Raw genomic sequence first — 18,804 nt, forward strand, 5'->3', positions numbered from 1 at the left:
GCCTTTGAGCCTGGTGGCTTAAAGGTCGCCCCAGCGCTTGATCATGGGCTGCCAGAGCTGATGGCCGGCCAGGCTGTTGCTCAAAAAGACCAGGCCGCTGCCCTGTGAAGGGTTGAACTGGCAGAAGGCGCGAAAGCCGCTGCTGTTCGTGCCGGTGTGATAAATCACCCGGCTGCCATCGGCCATGTGATTGAGGATCCAGCCCAGGCCCCAGTGGACCTTGACTGGCGGGCCTTTGACTGCCTGGGCTTGCCCGGCGCGGTCCAGGGGCTGGCGGTCTGTAGCGACGGCCTGCGCGGCCAGCATTTCGGCGCGCAACTCGGCGCTGAGCAGGCCTGGGCCCGATTGCCTTGGGCGCAGCAAATGAGCCAGAAAGCGGCTGTAGTCGCCCGCCGTGGTGTAGAGGGTGTAGGCGGCATTGGCTCGTTCGTAGCGGCTCCAGGGCAGGGCGCGGCCATCTTCGGCGTGGCCGCGTGCCCGCTGGGCTTCTATCGCTGGGTTCAGCACAAAGCTGCTCTGGCTCATGCCCAGGGGCTGAAACAGCTCGCGCTCTGCCGTTGTCTGCAAGGGCTCGCCCAGCAGATGCTCCAGCGCTCTTTGTAGATAGAAATAGCCTTCGCCCGAGTACTGAAAGCCCTCGCCCGGCGCAAAGCTCAGGGGCAGGGGACCGGTGCTTTCATCGCCCTCGCGCCAGTTCGGCAGGCCCGAGCTGTGGCTGAGCAGTTGGCGCGCGGTGATGCGCGCCTGCGCAGGCTGCGCCGGGCTGAAACGTTCGGGGTAGAAGTCCAGGATGGGCTGGTCCAAGCCCAGTCGGCCGCGCTGCACCTGCTGCAGCAGCAGGAATGCAAACACCGGCTTGCTCATGGACGCGCATTCGAACACCGTGCTGGCGTCCACCGGCGCGCCGTCCTCCGAGCGTTCGCGCCACCCCAGATGCCAGGCCTGGCTGGGTTCGCCGTGACGCAGCAGTTGCAAAGACAGGCCGGGCACGCCCAGGCGCCGCATGCTGTCCGGCAACTGCTCGTTCAGCTCGCGCTGGCGTTGCTCCAGGCGCTGCGCCACTTGCAGCGCCGACAGGGCGGCATCGCTCTGTGCCCAGCTCAGCCTCGAGCCGGCCAGCAGGGCACCGGCCGCGCCACCCAGGCAGTGCCGGCGCTTCATGGCTGCGATACCCGGGATCAGCGGAACTGGTACTGGGCACTCAGATAAGCGAAGCGGCCGCGCGGGTCGGTGTAGCTCGGGTCATAGCCGGACAGGAAAAAGTAGGCCTGGTTGGAATAGGGCGGCGTGGTGTTCAGTAGGTTCTTCACACCGGCGCGCAGGGTCAGGTCTTTCGTTGCGTTCCAGGCACCGGACAAATCCCACAGCGAATAGGCCTTGACCTTGTTGGGCGCCACGATGGTGCCGGAATTGGTGTCGATGGCCGAGTTCTGATCGGTGTAGGCGCTCGAGTAGGTGTTGCTCAAGGCCAGGCTGTACGCGCCTTGCGTCCAGTCCAGGGTCAGGCGATGGCGCCAGCGTTGCACCACGCCGTCGGTGACGAATTTGCCGAGGTTGCTGATGTAGTTGTCGCCGAAGCCGGTCTGCTTCTGCGATTTCAGCACCACGGTGCCGGCCAGGCGCACGCCGAACTCGCCGACGCTGCTCTTCAAGCCCTTCAGATCGATGCCGATGTCCAGGCCCGAGGCGCGCTGGCGGCCGCGGTTTTCCTTGCGCAGCTCGATGAAGCAGATGGTCGAGTCTTCTTCGTCGTAGTCGCAGCCGGCCAGACCTTCATCTTCGTTGTAGCGGTGCACCAGGCTTTCGTACTTGGACAGATTGCCCAGGATCACGTCGTCACCGATGGTGCTGATCACGTTCTTCTTGGCAATATTCCAGTAGTCCAGGCTGACGGTCCACTGCGGATGCGGCTCCATGACGAGGCCGAAGCTGAATTGCTTGGAGGTCTCGGGCTTGAGCTTGGCGTTGGCGTAGGTGCGGGTCTCCCAGAAGTCGGCGCAGGTGGCGAGGTCGTTGTCGTTTTCCTTCATGCAGACCGGGTCAGGCAGCACCGCGGTCTGGCCGGTCTTGACCGGGCGGTAGAGGTCGTTCAGCGAAGGCGCGCGGAAGCCGGTGCCGGCCGATGCGCGCAGCAGGACCTGCTTGCTCGGCGCATAGCGCAGGCCGATCTTGGGGTTGGTGGTGGAGCCGACCACGTCGTAGTGGTCATGCCGCAGGGCCAGCTGCACTTCCAGCTCCTTGCTGATCGGGGCGTTCAACTCGCTGTAGACGGCCCAGACCTTGCGTGAGCTGTTGGTGAATTGGGCATCGCCGGGCGTGCTGTCGCCGACGATATTGTCGGACAGCAGCAAGTCCGAGGCGGCTGAGCTGCCCTTTTCGCGTCGCACTTCGGCGCCGATGGCCAAGGCCATCTCGCCGCCGGCCAGCTGGGTCAGGGCGCGTGTGCCCTTGATGTCGAAGACATCCATCGTGCCCTTGGCACTGCGCACTTCCTCGTTGATCTGGTTGTTGCGCAGGAAGGCCAGGCCCTTGTCGCTTTGTGCTCCGAAGGGGTTGATGGTGCCGTCGGCAAAGGCGGCCATGGTCTTGTCGTAAAGCAGGTAGCCGGCGGTGTCGCGGTCAGCGATGCGGTTGCTGCTGTGGTTGTAGGCCAGGTCGTAGTCCCAGCCGGCGCCGCTGCCGCTCAAGCCCAGCACGACACGGCTGCCGGTGCTGGTCAGTTCACTGGCGCGCTTGCCGGCGTCGAGCAGGCGGGTGCGCACGGTGATACTGCGGTCCTCTGCGTCGGGGAACTCTTCGGCAATGCCGGAGTTCTTCAGACCCGGGATCATGGATACATCGACCTCGGCGTCAATCCGGTTGGAGGTGCCGACGTACCAGCTCTTGGATCGAGTCAGCGAGGTCTCGACAAACGCTTGGGTGTTGGCATTGATCTGCAGCACGCCACGCCCCAGGAAGCCGACTTTGTCGGTCTTGGGGTAGAGCTCGATGTCGCGCATGAAGTCATAGGTGCAACCGGTCTCGCCGCCGATGCCGTCCTTCAGGTAGAGCGTGTGGGGGGCCTGGCAAGTCGGGATGCTGAAGTTGATGGTGCGGCTGACGATGTCCTTGCCATTGACCTTGAAGCCTTGGTCTTGCAGGAAGCTGCGCTGCGCGCGGCTCAGGATGATGTTGGACGGAAAACCGGCCGAGGACAGCAGATGGGGCAGGCGCTCGGGAATTTTGAGGTCGGAGATGAACTGGCGCTGCGAGGTGCTCAAGGCGTCGGTGCGCTGCACATCGAGCACGCCGAAGACATTGAAGCCATCACGCACCACATCGCCGCTGCCTCCGGCGATCGAGAAGCTGCGCTTGCCCGCGCCGCCTTCCTTGCTGGCGCCGACGTAAGCGTCAAGCTGCACGCCCTGGTAATCCTTGCGGGTGATGAAGTTGACGACGCCGCCAATGGCGTCGGTGCCGTAAATGGCCGAGGCGCCGTCCAGCAGCACTTCCACGCGCTGGATGGCGGCCATGGGGATGGTGTTCAGGTCCACGCCCGAGTCGTCACCGGGCGAAGCGAAGTTGGCCATGCGTCGGCCGTTCAGCAGCACCAGGGTTGAGGAGGTGCCCAGGCCGCGCAGATTGGCCGAGTTGAAGCCCATCTGGTCCTTGAAGCCACCGGTGCCGATGGACACACCGTCGGTCAGGCTGTTGCTGGCGGCGCTGAGGCTGGCGACCAGCTCGGCGGCGGTGGTGATGCCGGCCTTGACGATGTCGGCCCGCGTGATCACCTGCACCGGCAGGGCGGTCTCCGACTCCAGGCGCTTGATGGCCGAGCCGGTCACTTCGACGCGGTTCAAGGTGCTGGGCGCTTCCTGGGCTTGGGCCAGGTTGCTGGCCAGGCCGGCCGTGGCCATCAGGGCTGCCAGGGCGGTGGCGCGCAGAACGGGGGTGGGGGTGCAAGCGCGGGGCTGGGTCATCTGTACTTCTCCCGGGGGTGTGAGGGGGCCGGGGCACGCGCCGAGGCGGGTGGCGACCGGTCGTCCAATGAGGATTCCGCACCAGTCTAGGAAGCATGTGCCTGTCGGGCCATAGGGGATTCACGCGCCAGTCGCATCAGCGCAACTCAGGGTGCATATCTTTCGCGCGGCGTTCGCATAGCGTTCCAAGTGTCCCGTGCTCTGCCTCAGACTGGCTGGTGCAATGAGCCGTCGGTGCGGCCGTGCCATGATTCGTTTCGTCGCCATCGATCCCCTTGAATTGAACGGCGGCCAATCCACACAGTCTCCCAGGCCATGAACACCAAGCACGTTTCTGATTTCTTGATTTCCACCCTGGCAGCCGGCCTGCTGGTCACGGCGAGCCTGGGCGCCCAAGCCCAGGGCGGCACCGTGCACACCTTGAAACCCGGCTCCTTCGGCCCGGCTGGCACGGTGCTGGGCGCCACGCCGCCGCCGCCGACCACGCCGGTCAAGGGCGTGCATGCGCCCTCGCCGGTGCCGGCCAAACCGGCCAGCTCGACGGCAGGCAGCAACGCTTCGAACAGCAATGCGGCGGGCCCGGGGCCGCTGGGCGCGGGCGAGGGCGCCATCAAGGGCTATGCCGTGCCCATCGGTGGGGCACTCAAGGCCGACAACGAAGACGTCTGGGGCCGCATCGTCCAACTGGCCGGCGGCAAGGGTGCGCGCTTCGTGGTCTTCGGCACCGCGGCCGAGGACCCCGAGGCCAGCGCCAAGACGGCGGTGGAGATGCTGCAAAAGCGCGGCGCCGTGGCCGAGGCCCTGCCGGTGGCGCCCAAGTTCAGCTGGGTGGACCTGAGCAAAGTGGTGCGCGACCCCTCCCTGATCGCCAAGGTCAAGAACGCCCGCGGTGTGTTTTTTACCGGCGGCTCGCAAGAGCGCATCGTCGACGTGCTGATGCCGGGCGGCAACAGCACGCCCATGCTGGAAGCGATCTGGGACGTCTACCGCCGCGGCGGCGTGGTGGCCGGCACCTCGGCCGGCGCCGCCATCATGAGTACGGTGATGTTCCGTGACGCCCCCAGCGTCATCAACATCATGAAAGGCAAGTGGGCCGAGGGCAAGCAGATCGACCGCGGCCTGGGCTTTGTCGGCCCCGACCTGTTCGTGGACCAGCATTTCCTCAAGCGCGGCCGTTTCGGCCGCATGATCCCGCTGATGATGGCCAAGGGCTACAAGCTGGGCTTGGGCGTGGAAGAGAACTCGGCCGCCGTGGTGCACGGCGACGAGGTCGAAGTGATCGGTGCCAAGGGCGCCTTGCTGGTGGACCTGACCGATGTGAAGACCGACCCGACCCTCGGTGCCTTCAACGTGACCAATGCGCGACTGAGTTTTCTTGACCAGGGCGATCGCTACAACCTCAAGACCCGGCAGACCACGCCCGCGCCGATCAAGCTGCGCGGCGCCAAGCATGACCACACGGCGCCGGACTTCAAGCCTTACTTCACCGAAGACCGTTTCGATCTGGACATGCTGGGTGACTCCACCATCGCCAATGCCATGACCTATCTGATCGACAGCAGCCGCAACGAGGTGCGCGGCCTGTCCTTCGACGTGCTGCCCAGGCCCGGTGACCCGGTGGCCGAGCTCGGTTTTCTGTTCCGCCTGTACAAGGGCAAGGGCAGTTATGGCTGGAGCACCGAGGAGTGGGGCGGCGAGGAGTTCACCGTCGTCAACCTCTACCTCGACGTGACTCCGGTGCGCATGCCCCAGCCGCTGTACAGCCCCTGGCCGGGACCGGACCGTGCCACCGGCCCGGCCCCCGAGCGGGGCGACGGGCCCAGCAAGTAAAGCAGGCCAGCCGCGAACATGAAAGCAAAAAGGGCCGGGAGCGTGATGCTCCCGGCCCCGTTGCTTTGGGGCTTGGCGGCTTCAGCGGAAGCTGTAGTTCAGGCTCATGTAGAAGTTGCGGCCGCGCGGGTCGGTGTAGGTCGGGTCATAGGTGGCGAGGAAGTAGTAGCCCTGGTTGGAGAAAGGCGGCTGCGTGTCCAGCAGGTTTTGCACGCCGGCGCGCAGCTTGAGCTGCTTGTTGATGCGCCAGGAGCCTGACAGGTCCCACAGCGAGTAGGCCTCCACGCTGCGGGCCGGCAGCAGTTGGCTGGTGTTGGGGTTGAAGGCGGTGTTGTGGTCGCGGTAGCCCGAGTAATAGGTGTTGCCCAGGGTCAGGCCGTAAGGGCCCATATCCCAGTCCAACGACAGGCGGTGGCGCCACTTCTGGATCACCTGGTCGCTCAGGAACTGGCCGGCGTTGTTCATGAAGGGCTCGCCGGCGCCGGGCTGGCGCTCGTACTTGAGCACATAGGTGCCGCTCAGCGAGGCAGTGAAGCGGCCCCAGCCCTCGGTGGACTGGCGCAGCGTCATTTCCAGGTCCAGGCCCGAGGTGCGCAGTTCCCCCTGGTTGTCCTTCTTGAGCAGGATGGTGTCGATGAACTCGCCGAACTCGTCGCGCTTGACGTAGTCCTTGCCGTACTTGGGCAGGTTGCCCAGGATCACCTGTTCCGAGAGGTCGCTGATGACATCGGTCTTGCGGATCATCCAGTAGTCCAGGCTGGCGGTCGCCTCTTTGCTGGCCTCGAAGACCACACCGAAGGAGGCCTGCTTGGACTTCTCGGGCTTGAGGTTGGGGTTGCTGCGGCGCTCGACGCGCCATTGGTCGGTGCAGTCGGCGACGGCAAAGCCTTGGGCCACGCAGCCGGGGTCGGTCAGGAAGGCCGAGCTGCTGCCAAACGAGGTCGGGCGGGTCAGTTCGTTGATGGTGGGCGCCCGGAAGCCGGTGCCGGCCGAGCCGCGCAGCACCAGCTGCTTGCTCGGCTGCCAACGCACGCCGAGCTTGGGGTTCAGGGTGTCACCCACACCGCTGTATTTGTCGTAGCGCAGGGCGGCTTGCAGCTCCAGCGCCTTGCTCAGCGGTGCATTCAGCTCGGCGAACACGGCGCCCACCCTGCGGCTGTTGCTGCTGGCCACCGGGGCGTCGCCACGCGAGCTGCGGTCGCCCTGGATGTTGTTGGTCAATAGCAGGGCCGAGGGCGTGAACTCGCTCACCTCGCGGCGCAGCTCGGCGCCCAGGGCCAGGCCCAGGTCGCCGCCTTCCAACTGGGCCAGGCTACCGCTCAGTTTGAAGTCCAGGGTGGTGGTCGTGCCCTTGGAGCGGCGCGATTCGTCCTGCACGCGGATGCTGTTCAGCAAGTCCTTGCCGGCTTGCGGCGAAGGGCCGAAGGGGTTGATCTTGCCGGTGCGCACGCCGGCCACGAACTCGTTGTAGAGGAAGTAGCCGTCCTGGATGGCGTCGGTCGAGCGGTTGACGGCGCGGTTCAGGGCGACGTCATAGTCCCAGCCGCCAAACAAGGGCAGGCTGCCGCTGGCGCCCACCACCAGGCGCTCGGCATCGCTGGTCACTTCGTTGCTGCGGTTGCCGGCTTCGCTCACGCGCTGGCGGATGTCCACATTGCCGCCGAAGGGCAAGGGCTTGCTCAGGAAGGGGTTGATGGCAGCGGTCGGCACCGCGGTGATTTCGATCGGATTGGGGCTGGCCACGTACTGTGTCGTGGTCTTGCTCTTCAGCACTTCGGCAAACAGCTGGTGTTGCTCGTTCAGCTGGAAGACGCCGCGGCCCAGGAAGGCGAGCTTCTCGGATTCGGGGTAGAGCTCGGTGTCCTGCATGTAGTCGAAGCTGCAGGCCTCGGACAGGTTGTCGGGCGCGTAGACCGTGGCCGGCGGATTGCAGGCCGGGGCCGAGAGGTTGATGGTGCGCTGGGTCAGCGGTTTGCCGTTGAAGTTGAAGCCGGCGGCATTGAGTGCATCGAGCTGCACCTTGCGTGCGGCCGCCCGGCTGGCCAGGCGGATGTTGCCGGGGTAGGTGCGGCTGCTCATGTAGAAGGGCAGGGTGCTGGCCAGCGGGCGCTCCTTCAGGAAGTCGCGCTCGCTGCTGCGCAGGGCGCCGAGCTTTTGTGCGTCGATCACGCCGAAGACATTGAAGCGGTCCTTGGCAAGGTCACCAAAGCCACCGCCCAGCGAGGCGGCCGTCTTCTCCGCGCCACCTTCTTGCGTGCGCGAGGCGTAGACGTTGACATCGGCGCCGCGGTAGTCCTTGCGGGTGATGAAGTTGATGACGCCGCCGATGGCGTCGGTGCCGTAGATGGCCGAGGCTCCGTCCTTGAGGATTTCCACCCGCTCGATGGCACCGGCCGGGATGTTGTTCAGGTCCACGCCCGAGTTGTCGCCGGGCGAGGCGAAATTGGCCATGCGTCGGCCGTTCAGCAGCACCAGGGTGCTGGAGACGCCGATGCCGCGCAGATTGGCGCCGTTGAAGCCGCGTTGGCCGCCGGTGCTGTCGGTGATGGAGGCGCCGTCTGTCAGGCCGGCCGCATTGCCGCTGATGGACTTCATGATCTCGGCCGCGGTGGTGGCGCCGGTCTTGTCAATGTCCGCGCGCTTGAGGGTCTGCACCGGCAAGGCGGTCTCGCCCTCCAGGCGCTTGATGCTGGAGCCGGTGACTTCCACGCGCTCCAGTTTGGCTTCCTGGGCCTGGGCGGTGCTCAAGAGCTGGCTGCCGAGCAGCAGCATCGCGGCCTGGGCCAGGCGCTGGGTTTGAAATCGATGGGGGCTGCGGGGTTTGGTCATGGCGGGGCCTTGGGGAGGTGGGGAGGGGAGGAACAGGTGAATGGGTGAACGGGTGAACAAGTGAATGGGTGAAGCGTGAGTCGTGAGTCGTGGGGTGACGGGTTGGAGCGGACTCTAGAAGTGGCCCTCGTGACTTGCCTATGGGGTTTTGGCGCCTCGGTCGCTTGCGTGTAAATGCATGTCGCAAGCGCGCAAACCTCGATGAACAGGGGTGAAACGCGCTTGCATGGATGCGACACGCACTTGCGCTTTGCGTCCTTTGCGGGCGCTGCAGCGGGCCAACCCGCTGGTTTTGCGGCGCGCGCGCTGACAGACTGGCGCCATGCAAACCCCACGCCACTCCATCGCATTCGGCGCTCGCGCCCCAGGCCGCCGTCGCTTTCTGCTGGCCTCGCTTTTGGCCAGCGCTGGCCTCTTCGCCACGCCCAGCCATGCACAAGCGCAGACCTCAGTCGAGACCGCGCCGCGCGGCACGGCCATCGTCATTGGCGGCGCCCTGAAGTACGACAACGACGCGGTCTGGAAGCGCATCGTCGACGAGGCCGGCGGCCCCGGCGCGCGCTTCGCCGTGTTCGCCACGGCCGCGGCCAACCCCGAGCGCAGCGCCGGGCAAATCATCGAAGCCTTGCAGCGGCAGGGCGCACGTGCCGAGCACATCCCCGTGGCGCCGCGCCTGGCCGGTAGCGATGTGGCCGCTGCCGTGCGAGACCCGGCCTTGCTGGCCAAGGTGAGTGCGGCGCAAGGCGTGTTCTTCTCGGGCGGCGCGCAAGAGTTGATCGTCGACAGCCTGCAGCCCGGCGGCCAGCCCACGCCCATGCTCGATGCCATCTGGGCGCTCTACCGGCGCGGCGGTGTGGTGGCCGGTACCAGCGCCGGCGCGGCCATCATGAGCAGCACCATGTTCCGCGACGCGCAGGACTCGCTCAAGGTGCTCAAAGGCCAGCTGCGCCGCGGCCAGGAGGTGGACCGCGGCCTGGGCTTCGTCGGCCCCCATCTCTTCATTGACCAGCACTTCCTCAAGCGTGGCCGCATCGGCCGCCTTCTGCCCCTGATGCAGGCCGAGGGCTATCGCCTGGGCCTGGGCGTGGAAGAGAACAGCGCCACTGTGATCAAGGGCGAGGCGCTGGAGGTGATCGGCGCGCGCGGCGTGCTGCTGGTGGACTTGAGCGAGGCCAGCCGCGATGCGCGCTTGCCGGCCTTCAACATCCGCGGCGTGCGCCTGAGTTTTCTCGACCGCGGCGACCGCCACCACCTGGGCAGCGGCGAGACCACGCCTTCGGCCGCCAAGCGCGCCGGCCACAAGATCGACCCGCGCGCGTCGAACTTCAAGCCCTTTTTCACCCAGCAGCCTTTCCTGATGGACATGTTGGGCGACAACACGATTGCCAACGCCATGGCCCAGCTGATCGACAGCCCCTTTCCGGACTTGCTGGGCCTGGCCTTTGCTGGGCCGCGCTCGGCCGCCGCTCAAGCCGCCGGAGGGGGCGACAGCGAGCTGGGCTTTGAGTTCCGCCTCTACAAAGGCCCCGACAGCCTGGCCTGGTTCACCGGCACCATGGGCGGCGAGGACTACACCGTTCTGAATTTGCGCCTCGATGTGCTGCCGGTGCGGGTGCAGCAGCCCTTTTATAGGGCCATCAGCCCACAGCCTTGAGCTGAGCCTGCGCCACCCGCGGGCGGACCACTCCCTTGAGTCTTTCGAACTCGGCCCTGGGCTCCTGCCCAGCCGAGCCGGGCAGGGCTGTGCCCGCCCACTTCATTCCAGCTCTTTCTCTTCTTCATCCACACCATCATGCGCCGCCACGTTCATGCCCTACCGCCGGCCCATGCCGGCAGCGCCCGCCAGCTGCACAGCCTGCATTTCGGTGCGGGCCACAGCGGCCGCAAGGTCTACATCCAGGCCTCACTCCATGCCGACGAGGTGCCGCCCATGCTGGTGGCCCAGCATCTGAAGGCCCTCCTGCTGGAGCTGGAAGCGGCCGGCCAGCTGCCCGGCGAGATCGTGCTGCTGCCTCTGGCCAACCCCATCGGCCTGGCCCAGGAGCTGCAGGGCACGTCCTTCGGCCGCTTTGATCTCAGCACCGGCGTCAATTTCAACCGTGGCTATCAACACCTGACCCCGGCGCTGCTGCCGCGCCTGCAGGGGCAGCTGGGCGCCGATGCCGCGGCCAATGTGCGCCTCGTGCGCGCGGCCGCACAGGCCTTGCTGGCCGAGCGGCCCGTTGCCACCGAGACCGAGGCCCTCAAGCGCCTGCTGCAAAGCCTGGCCTTGGATGCCGATGTGGTGCTGGACCTGCACTGCGACAACCAGGCCGTGCTCCATGTCTACACCGGCACGCCCCTGGCCTCGGCACTGGCGCCGCTGGCCGCTCGCCTGGGCGCCCAGGCCTATCTGATCTCGCGCGAGTCGGGTGACGACCCCTTCGATGAATCCCTGGCCCGCCACTGGTGGGAGCTGGCCGAGCACTTCGGCCCGGCCACTCCGGTTCCCCTGGCCTGTCTGGCCGCCACGGTGGAGCTGCGTGGCGAGACCGAGGTTTCGCACGAGCTGGCCGCGGCCGACGCCGCCGCCCTGATCGAGTTCCTGCGCGAGACCGGCGATGTGACGGACCGCTCGCCTGTCGCGGTGGAGGGCATCGCTTGCCCGGCCACGGCGCTGGAGGCGGTGGAGCCCATCGTCACGCCCCATGCCGGTGTGCTCGTCTTCCTCAAGGCGCCCGGTGATCGCGTCGCCGCCGGCGAGGCCGTGGCCGAGCTGATCGATCCTTTGAGCGAGCAGCGCAGCCTGCTCTGTGCCCGTGCCGCTGGCCTGATGTTTGCCCGTGTGTCTCGGCGTTATGCCAGCGCCGGCATGCGGGTCTGCAAGGTCGCAGGCGCCATTCCTTTCCGCAGCGGCAAGCTGCTTTCCATGTGAGCCCGGCCATGTCAACGCCCATCACCCCAGCCACCCCCGCCACCCCCACCGCCACCCCCGCCAAGCCTCTCAAGTTTCCCAACACCTTTGTCCTACTGTTTGCCCTCTTGGCCCTGATCGCCCTGGCCACCTGGGTGCTGCCCGGCGGCCAGTACCAGACCGAGCTGGTTGATGGCAAAAAAGTCATCGTGGCCGATTCCTTCCGCCACATCCCCAGCCAGCCGCAAGGTCTGGTGGCCTTGATGACGGCGCCGATCAAGGGTTTTGTCGAGGCGGCCCTGATCATCGGCTTTGTGCTCATCGTCGGCGGCGCGTTTTCGGTGCTTCAGCGCAGCGAGGCCATCGACGCGATGATCAAGTCCGTGGCCCGGGCTCACCGCCATTCGGCCCTGGTGCGCGCCGGCCTGATCCCGCTCTTCGTCGGCCTGTTCTCCCTGGGCGGCGCCACCTTCGGCATGGCCGAGGAGGCGATTCCCTTTGTGCTGATCTTCATCCCCCTGGCCCTGGCGCTGAAGTACGACAGCATCGTCGGCGTGGCGATTCCCTTCGTCGGCTCGCAGATCGGTTTTGCCACGGCCTTTCTCAACCCCTTCAATGTCGGCGTGGCCCAGAACATTGCCGGTGTGCCCATGTTCTCGGGCCTGGGCTACCGCCTGCTCTGCTGGCTGATCTTCACCACGGTGACCATCGCCTTTTTGATGTGGTACGCGGCCCGCGTGCAGCGCGATCCGCGCCTGAGCCCCTGCTTTGAACAAGACCAGGAGCGCCGCCGCCATCTGGACCTGAGCAGCTTCGAACAGTTCGAAGGCCTGCAGCCACGCCATAAGTTGGTGCTCGGCCTGTTCGTGCTGACCTTGCTGTCCATGATCGTCGGCGTGGTGCGCTTCGGCTGGTACATCGAGGAGATTGCGGCTCTGTTCCTGGTGATGGCCCTGGCCGTGGGCCTGGTGGCGCGGCTCTCGGCCGAAGACTTCGTCGCCGCCTTCATGCAAGGCGCCAAAGACCTGGTCAGCACCGCCCTGGTGATCGCCCTGGCCAAGGCCACCGTGGTGCTGATGCGCGACGGCCACATCATCGACACCGTGCTGCACAGCCTGGTGCCCTTGGTGGAATCGAGCAGCCCCATCTTCTCGGCGCAGAAGATGTTTTTGATCCAGTCGGTGATCAACTTCTTCATCCACTCCGGCACCGGCCAGGCCGCCCTGACCATGCCGGTGATGGCGCCGCTGGCCGATCTGGTGGGTGTGAGCCGGCAGACCGCCGTGCTGGCTTTTCAGTTCGGTGAGCTGACCACGCCGGTCATCCCGACCTCGGGCATCACGGTCGGCGTGCTGGCCCTGGCCGGCATCCCTTGGACCAAATGGGCGCGCTGGATGATCCCTTTGCAGCTGGCCTATCTGGTGCTGGCCCTGGGCTTGCTGGCCCTGGCGAGTTCCATGTCATGGCAGTGAAGCAGGCTGCTTGATTGCCGGTCATGGCGTCAGGGCGTGGGCGGGCCGGTGACGAAGGCCGGCAGCAAGGCCGTGACCATGTGGATGCGCTGCTGCGACTGCGCCCACAAGACACCGCTGGCAAAGGCGGCTGGCCGGCCTTGCTTCGGGGCCAAATGCAGCAGCAGCTCGCGCCCCACGTCCGCATCGTTGAACTGGCCCAACAAGTCCTGCAGCGCGCTGAGCTGCGTCGACTGGCCGTTAGCTCTTGCGACAGCGAAGGACTGGAAAAACCCATGCGCATAACGAAGCTTCTTGACTGCAATGCGTAGCCGGTGCCAGTCCTCAGCGCGGGCAGGGTCCGGCAAGCTCGTGATCCGCTGGCTCAGCTTTTGGTTGCGCAGCGTCAGCATCGCTTGTGCCGCAGCCTCCAGCGGCATGCCCAGCTCCTCGGGCCGGGGTGAATCAACGCGCCAGCCGCGTCGCTTGAGCCAGCGCTGCAGATCGGTCTGCAGGTGCTGGTATCGCTCCGAGTCCAAGGCCTGCACGGCTTTGCGACGTCGCTTTTGGGCCAGACCCGCTGCGGCGTCTTGCAGCTTGCCCAGGTCCTCGACTCCGGCGCAGGCCAGCGCCAGGGCGGGCAGCGTCGTGTGGGCCAAGACCTCGGCATCGCGCACCGTGCCCAAACGCTGGCCCAGCCAGCGGAGATCATGGGCCAGAGCCTGCGGCAGCGGGATCCAGGGCTTGAACAGACTCAAGGCTGAACGCAGACGGCGCAAGCCGACGCGGATCTGGTGCACAAACTCGGGGTCGCTGCTGAACTTCAGGCCGGCCTCATTGGCGCGGATCTGGCGCAAGCATTGGCGCGTGATCAGGGCGAAACCGGCCTCCAGGTCGAGGCCGGCACGCAGCACGAGCGGCCTGGCTTTGTTCGCTGATTTCGCTTGGGGCATGGAGCGTCCGAGGGGTGAGGCTTGCGGTGTGGGTGTGTCTCAGGCCAGGCTTGTCGCGCCGCGCGCAGCTCAGCCTGTCGCGGCATTCGTTCTGAGGGCCATACCTGGGCGACGGCTGGTCAGTGTGCGCCATCCTGGCGCTTCGTTCCGGCGCCGATGCCAAGACCCCATGCCGGCTTGGATGTTCCAGGGTTCACGGCGTGGCCAGCGAGATTTGCCATGCTGAGCTGCCTTACAGTCCAGGCGGTGAACAGCACTGCCTATTCCGCCTTGCCAGTCGAAGCCGGCGCCGCCACGGCGGCGCTGCGGCGCTGTGGCTTGCTCGTCATGCCCGGTGCTTCGCTGCTGGCCTTGGCCGGCGTGCTGGAGGCCTTGCAGGCGGCCAATGGCTTGCAGCCAGAGGCGCGCTATGAGGTTCAACTGCTCTCTTTAGACGGTGCGCCTGCCGCCTGCTCCGGCCAGCTTTTGAGCCCGCAAGCCTGGGCGGCGGCGCTGCCCCTGCTGGCGCCCGAGCGAGCCTGGGATTTGCTGTTGGTGTTCAGCGGCGAGTCGCTGCCTGCCGATGCGGCGCTCTTGCTCGCGCTGCAGGCCCAGGCTGCTGCGGGCGTGGCCCTGGCCGGCGTGGACGGCGGCAGCGCCTTGCTGGCCGAGGCCGGCCTGCTCAGCGGCCAGCGCGCCACGGTCAACGGCGCCTGGATCGATGCCTTGCAAGAGGACTGGCCCGAGTGGTCTGGAGCGACAAGGTCTGGGAGATGAACGCCGAAGCCAGCCGCATGAGCTGCGCCGGCGGCAGCGCCAGCCTGGACCTGATGGTCGCCTGGCTGGGCCGGCGCCATGGTGAGCGCTTCGCGCAAGACCTGACCCTGGCCCTGGGCCTGGAGCGCGCGCGTGGCCGCGACGAGCGTCAGCGCCGCGCTGTCGCCGAGCAGCGTGGCGGCAGCCCCAAGCTGGCCGAAGCCCTGAGCCTGATGGAGGCCAATCTGGCCGAGCCCCTGCCGACCGAGGAGGTGGCGCGCCTGGTGGGCGTGTCACGGCGCCAGCTGGAGCGCCTGTTCAAACAGCATCTCGACGCGCTGCCCTCGCGCTACTACCTGGAGCTGCGCCTGAACCGCGCGCGCCGCCTGTTGCAGCAGGGCAGCCAATCGATTCTGCAAATCGGCCTGAGCTGCGGCTTTTCCTCGGGCCCGCATTTTTCAAACGCCTACAAAGCCCATTTCGACAAGACGCCGCGCGATGAGCGCAGCCAGCGAGCCGCGGCCTGGCGCCGCCCGGCAGGAGAGAGCCCCCCATGAATGTCACTGAGCCGCACGATCTGCGCGAGCTTGTCTTGCGCCCTGTGGCGCTGTCCGACCTGGCGGCCCTGGAGCGCATTGCCGCGGCCAGCGCGCATGGCATCGGCTCGCTGCCGCATGACCGCGAGCAGCTGCGCCAGCGCATCGCCCATTCCATCGAGTCTTTCGCCAGCGCCGACGATGCCAGCGGTGAAGAGCGTTATCTCTTTGTGCTGGAGGATCTGTCGCGAGCCCAGGTGGTGGGCTGCAGCGGCATCGCCGCCAGTGCTGGTTTTCACGACCGCTTCTACAGCTACCGCAATGAATTCGTGGTCCACGCGAGCGCCGCCCTGGGCGTGAGCCGGCGCCTGCACACCTTGCATCTGTGTCACGACCTGACCGGCTACACCTTGCTGACCTCGTTCTACATCGACCCGGCCTATGCCGAGGGCCCGGCGCCGCAGCTGCTTTCGCGTGCCCGCTTGCTGTTCATCCTGCGCCATCTGGAGCGCTTCAACGACCGCATCGCGGCCGAGAGCCCCGGCCTGGCCGACGAAGCCGGGCAAAGCCCATTCTGGGACGCCGTGGGCCGGCGCTTCTTCGACATGGACTATCCGCAGGCCGAGGCCGTCACCGGCGGGCGCAGCAAGTCCTTCATCGCCGACCTGATGCCGCAGTCGCCCATCTACGTGCCCCTGCTGCCCGAGGCCGCGCAGTTCGCCATCGGCCAGCTGCACCCTGTCGGCGAGCTGCCGTTTTCCATCCTGCAGGACGAGGGCTTCGATGCCGACAGCTATATCGACATCTTCGACGGCGGCCCCACGGTCGAGGCCAGCCTGCATCTTCTGCGCAGCGTGCGCCACGCCCGCGAGCTGGCCGTGCAAGCCGATGCCATGGCCCTGGGCCAGCCGGTCTGGCACCTGGCCGTCAACAGCGCCCGGCCCGGTTTTCGTGCCGTGCTGGCCGAGCTGCCGCCAGCCGCCCAGGCCCTGGCGCCGGGGCATGAAGCCGTGCAACGCCTGGGCCTGAGCGAGGGCCAAAGCCTGTGGGTGACGCCGCTGCAGCCTGAAGCCCTGGAAAGGAGCAGGTCATGACCGAGATCGGAAGCTTGCGTTCCTGGCGACCCGAAGACGCGACTGAGATCCTCTCGGCCGGCTGGCGCAACCAGACCGGTGCCGCCCTGCAGCTCGACGCACCGGCCGAGCAATGGATGCTGCTGGCGGACCCGTCGAACGACCGGCCCCTGGCCTGCTTGCGCCTGGTCGAACGCCTGGGCTTGGCGCCGCTGCCGCGCTACAGCTACCACCTGGGCCAGATCGTCCACGCCGCCGCCGAGCTGGGCTTGTTCCGCGCCCAGCCGACCTTGCTGCTGGGCAATGACCACACGGGTGAGAGCGAGCTGGCCGATCTGGCCTGCGCGCCGGAGCTGGACGCTTCGCAACAGCAGGCCGCCCTGGCTCAGCTGATCCACGCCGCACTCCAGCGCGTGGCCGCTCAGCGTGGTCGTTATGGCCGCCAGCTGGTGCTGGAGCTGGCAGGCCCGCGTGATGCCTCGGGCGCCTCGCCTTTCTGGCTGGGCCTGGGCGCGAATTTCTACAGCGGCGACCCGGTGGCCGCTGAGGCGAAGCTGGGCGAGGCGTGGCGCAGCCACCTGGCCGCGGTGCTGCCTCGGCAGACGCTGTACCTGTCCTTCCTGAGCGCCGAGGCGCAGGCTGCGGTGGGGCAGGTGGGTGCCAGCGGCTTGGTCGCTGCGGCCGCTGCCGCCTCGCTGGGCTTTGCAGATTCCAGCCATGTGCGGATTGATGATGGCGGGCCGGTGTGGGGGCTGCGGCTGGATTGAGTTGGATGGCGCTGCTTGGGGTCTGAGGTGGCGAGTTCGGCTGCCCTCTGACCGGGGCTGCTGCCTGCATGGTGTGCGTGCAGGCAGCGGCGGGCAAGGACCCAAAGGAGACGGTCGGGCTTCAATCGTCAGTGGCAGCAAAGTGCCCAAAGCCGAAGTTCGCCGACCCGTAGCGGTAGGCTGGTCAGAGACATAGGTCGAGTGGAGGCAGACGTCGGCGGCCGCACAGAGCCACCAGTCAACTGGGGCGGCGGTGGGTGACGAGTATTGACCCCGAACCGGCCGCACTGCGAACGCTCGACCGACGCCGCCCGCTTAAGCACGTGCTCGGCAATTTGATCACCGCTGCCGATCACGGTGAGCTGCCTACTCCGCCATGTCGCCGACATGGCGTGAGCCAATTTTGAACGTGGGAATCGGTCAGTTCGGCTGTACCGCATTGCGGTTTGCCATGCATCCCAAAGCGCTCGCCCCTGAGCCCGCTTATTTGCGACGAAGTTCAAATAGCTATAGCCATGGACCAGGCGCCCTACGGCACGTCCATCGGAGCAATGGCCGCCCCGGCGGGGTAGCGGCGCCAGAAGTCCAGGTTGAATATCTGCCACGCTGGGATGGCCCATGACGATCCCAGGTCGTTGCCCGCGATATGCATACCCACGAGGGTCATGCTGCCGTCGCTGTGCCGCACGACGATGGGCGACCCGCTATCGCCGCCAGCGGGGATCTTGCTGCCGTTGGTCTTGAGCACGATAAGTCCAACCTGCAGCACGGCGCAGCTGACCGCGCGGCCGTTGCGTGAAAGCGTGTATTTGATTGAGACGATGGTGGAGTCGGTTGGAATGACGCTCAACATAAGCGGTATGGCGCCCCGAGGATCGGGGTGGTTGTCTGGAGTAAGGAGATGGAACGCGTTGGTGCCGTTGGCGTTCAGAGCCATCAGCTCCTTGATGTCTCGCACCCACGGTTGCTTGGGGTGAAAACGTCGGAGGGCGATGAGATCAAATAGTTGTGCTCCGGCCTGAGCCAACTGGACGTCGAAGCTAGGGCGATCCTTCAACTCATCGCTGCGCAACACGCCGCCATAGGGCAAGGTCGTTGCAAGTGAAGGCGAGTCCAACGGATCACCGTTGCTCGCGCGGGGCAGCATGGAACGTTGCGAGTCCATCTGCAGGGAATCCGCGTCTGCAAAGGGCGTGAGCACGTGCTGCGCACTCAGAACGCAGGTTATGGGTTCGGCGTCGCTGCTTGTTAGCTTCACGAGGCAGGTGAAGCTGCCCGGCGCGTCTGGCCAAGGCGAGCGACTCACCCAGACGCCACTGTTGGTGTGTGCTGTTGCGCCGGCGAAGGCGTTGGCGTCTTGCACGTCAGTAGGCACGGCAAAGACCTTGCGCGTGCCGCCATGCTCCGCATAGACCATCAGCGCCTTGGGTAGCATTTGCGGTCTGCCTTCGGCCACGCTGCCCTTTTCTCGGACGACGAACAACACACAAACCTGTTTCGTGAGACGCCGGCGCTCCTGTCGGGTGACTTGCCGAAAGCCGGGCACCATCCAGACGAGGTTCTTGTAGGCAGGCGTCATATCCACCGCCCGCGTATCGCAGAGCTCTTGGGCCAGGCGCATTTGGAACACAGGGTCATCGTTGGCGGCGCGCCAGTTTGCGCGCCCCTCCTTGAGTAAAGAGGGTAGCGCGGCCAGAGAGCGCTTCTCCGCGGCGCCGGCCCACGCCTTGACATGGCGCGCAGAGCGGACGGCATCAGTGGCACGGCGCGGCATCAGC

13 protein-coding genes are annotated in these 18,804 nt (G+C 66.5%); 8 read left to right on the forward strand and 5 right to left on the reverse strand.

Features of this window, described 5'->3' with window-relative positions; all coding sequences use genetic code 11:
• Nucleotides 1-18: 18 nt before the first annotated feature.
• Nucleotides 19-1,161: a serine hydrolase domain-containing protein gene (locus ACQY39_RS12725; RefSeq protein WP_428506739.1), complete on the reverse strand. Its 1,143-nt coding sequence runs from the start codon at nt 1,159-1,161 to the stop codon at nt 19-21.
• A 17-nt stretch (nt 1,162-1,178) separates the two neighbouring features.
• Nucleotides 1,179-3,959, reverse strand: coding sequence for a TonB-dependent receptor (locus ACQY39_RS12730; protein WP_428506741.1), 2,781 nt, complete (start codon nt 3,957-3,959; stop codon nt 1,179-1,181).
• A gap of 315 nt (nt 3,960-4,274) precedes the next feature.
• On the opposite strand from ACQY39_RS12730, the gene ACQY39_RS12735 reads away from it, so the two are divergent.
• Entirely contained in the window at nt 4,275-5,789 is a 1,515-nt protein-coding gene (locus ACQY39_RS12735) for a cyanophycinase (protein WP_428506743.1), read from the forward strand.
• A gap of 81 nt (nt 5,790-5,870) precedes the next feature.
• On the opposite strand, the gene ACQY39_RS12740 is transcribed toward ACQY39_RS12735, so the two are convergent.
• Nucleotides 5,871-8,618 carry a TonB-dependent receptor gene (locus ACQY39_RS12740; RefSeq protein WP_428506745.1) on the reverse strand — a complete coding sequence of 916 codons (2,748 nt, stop codon included), beginning with the start codon at nt 8,616-8,618 and terminating at the stop codon, nt 5,871-5,873.
• A gap of 322 nt (nt 8,619-8,940) precedes the next feature.
• On the opposite strand from ACQY39_RS12740, the gene ACQY39_RS12745 reads away from it, so the two are divergent.
• From ACQY39_RS12745 to ACQY39_RS12755, 3 genes are all read left to right on the forward strand, one after another.
• A complete protein-coding gene (locus tag ACQY39_RS12745) occupies nt 8,941-10,272 on the forward strand; it encodes a cyanophycinase (RefSeq protein WP_428506747.1) in 1,332 nt (443 codons plus the stop codon).
• Nucleotides 10,273-10,410: 138 nt separating this feature from the next.
• The gene (locus tag ACQY39_RS12750; protein WP_428506749.1) at nt 10,411-11,532 is read left to right on the forward strand and encodes a deacylase; all 1,122 of its coding nucleotides are present in this window, start codon (nt 10,411-10,413) and stop codon (nt 11,530-11,532) included.
• An 8-nt stretch (nt 11,533-11,540) separates the two neighbouring features.
• Complete coding sequence (locus ACQY39_RS12755; RefSeq protein WP_428506751.1) at nt 11,541-12,983, forward strand: YfcC family protein; 1,443 nt, start codon at nt 11,541-11,543, stop codon at nt 12,981-12,983.
• Between the two features lie 29 nt (nt 12,984-13,012).
• Here ACQY39_RS12755 and ACQY39_RS12760 read toward each other — a convergent pair whose 3' ends face one another.
• On the reverse strand, nt 13,013-13,915 hold the full coding sequence (locus ACQY39_RS12760) for a CHAD domain-containing protein (protein WP_428506753.1): 903 nt from the start codon (nt 13,913-13,915) through the stop codon (nt 13,013-13,015).
• A 246-nt stretch (nt 13,916-14,161) separates the two neighbouring features.
• Between ACQY39_RS12760 and ACQY39_RS12765 the strand changes: the two genes are divergently transcribed.
• From ACQY39_RS12765 to ACQY39_RS12780, 4 genes are read left to right on the forward strand one after another with little or no spacing between them, the layout of a single operon-like run.
• Nucleotides 14,162-14,671 (forward strand): hypothetical protein, encoded by a 510-nt coding sequence (locus ACQY39_RS12765; protein WP_428506755.1) that lies wholly within the window; start codon nt 14,162-14,164, stop codon nt 14,669-14,671.
• Nucleotides 14,641-15,207, forward strand: coding sequence for a helix-turn-helix domain-containing protein (locus ACQY39_RS12770; RefSeq protein WP_428506757.1), 567 nt, complete (start codon nt 14,641-14,643; stop codon nt 15,205-15,207). Before ACQY39_RS12765 ends, ACQY39_RS12770 begins: the two co-directional genes overlap by 31 nt.
• On the forward strand, nt 15,204-16,280 hold the full coding sequence (locus ACQY39_RS12775; protein ID WP_428506759.1) for an arginine N-succinyltransferase: 1,077 nt from the start codon (nt 15,204-15,206) through the stop codon (nt 16,278-16,280). The genes ACQY39_RS12770 and ACQY39_RS12775 overlap by 4 nt, the downstream gene beginning before the upstream one ends.
• Nucleotides 16,277-17,026, forward strand: coding sequence for an arginine N-succinyltransferase (locus ACQY39_RS12780; RefSeq protein ID WP_428506761.1), 750 nt, complete (start codon nt 16,277-16,279; stop codon nt 17,024-17,026). The genes ACQY39_RS12775 and ACQY39_RS12780 overlap by 4 nt, the downstream gene beginning before the upstream one ends.
• Before the next feature lie 529 nt (nt 17,027-17,555).
• On the opposite strand, the gene ACQY39_RS12785 is transcribed toward ACQY39_RS12780, so the two are convergent.
• Nucleotides 17,556-18,800, reverse strand: coding sequence for a hypothetical protein (locus tag ACQY39_RS12785; protein ID WP_428506763.1), 1,245 nt, complete (start codon nt 18,798-18,800; stop codon nt 17,556-17,558).
• Between the last annotated feature and the right edge of the window lie 4 nt (nt 18,801-18,804).

It is taken from the genome of Roseateles sp., from assembly GCF_965262435.1.
GTDB lineage: Bacteria > Pseudomonadota > Gammaproteobacteria > Burkholderiales > Burkholderiaceae_C > Paucibacter_A.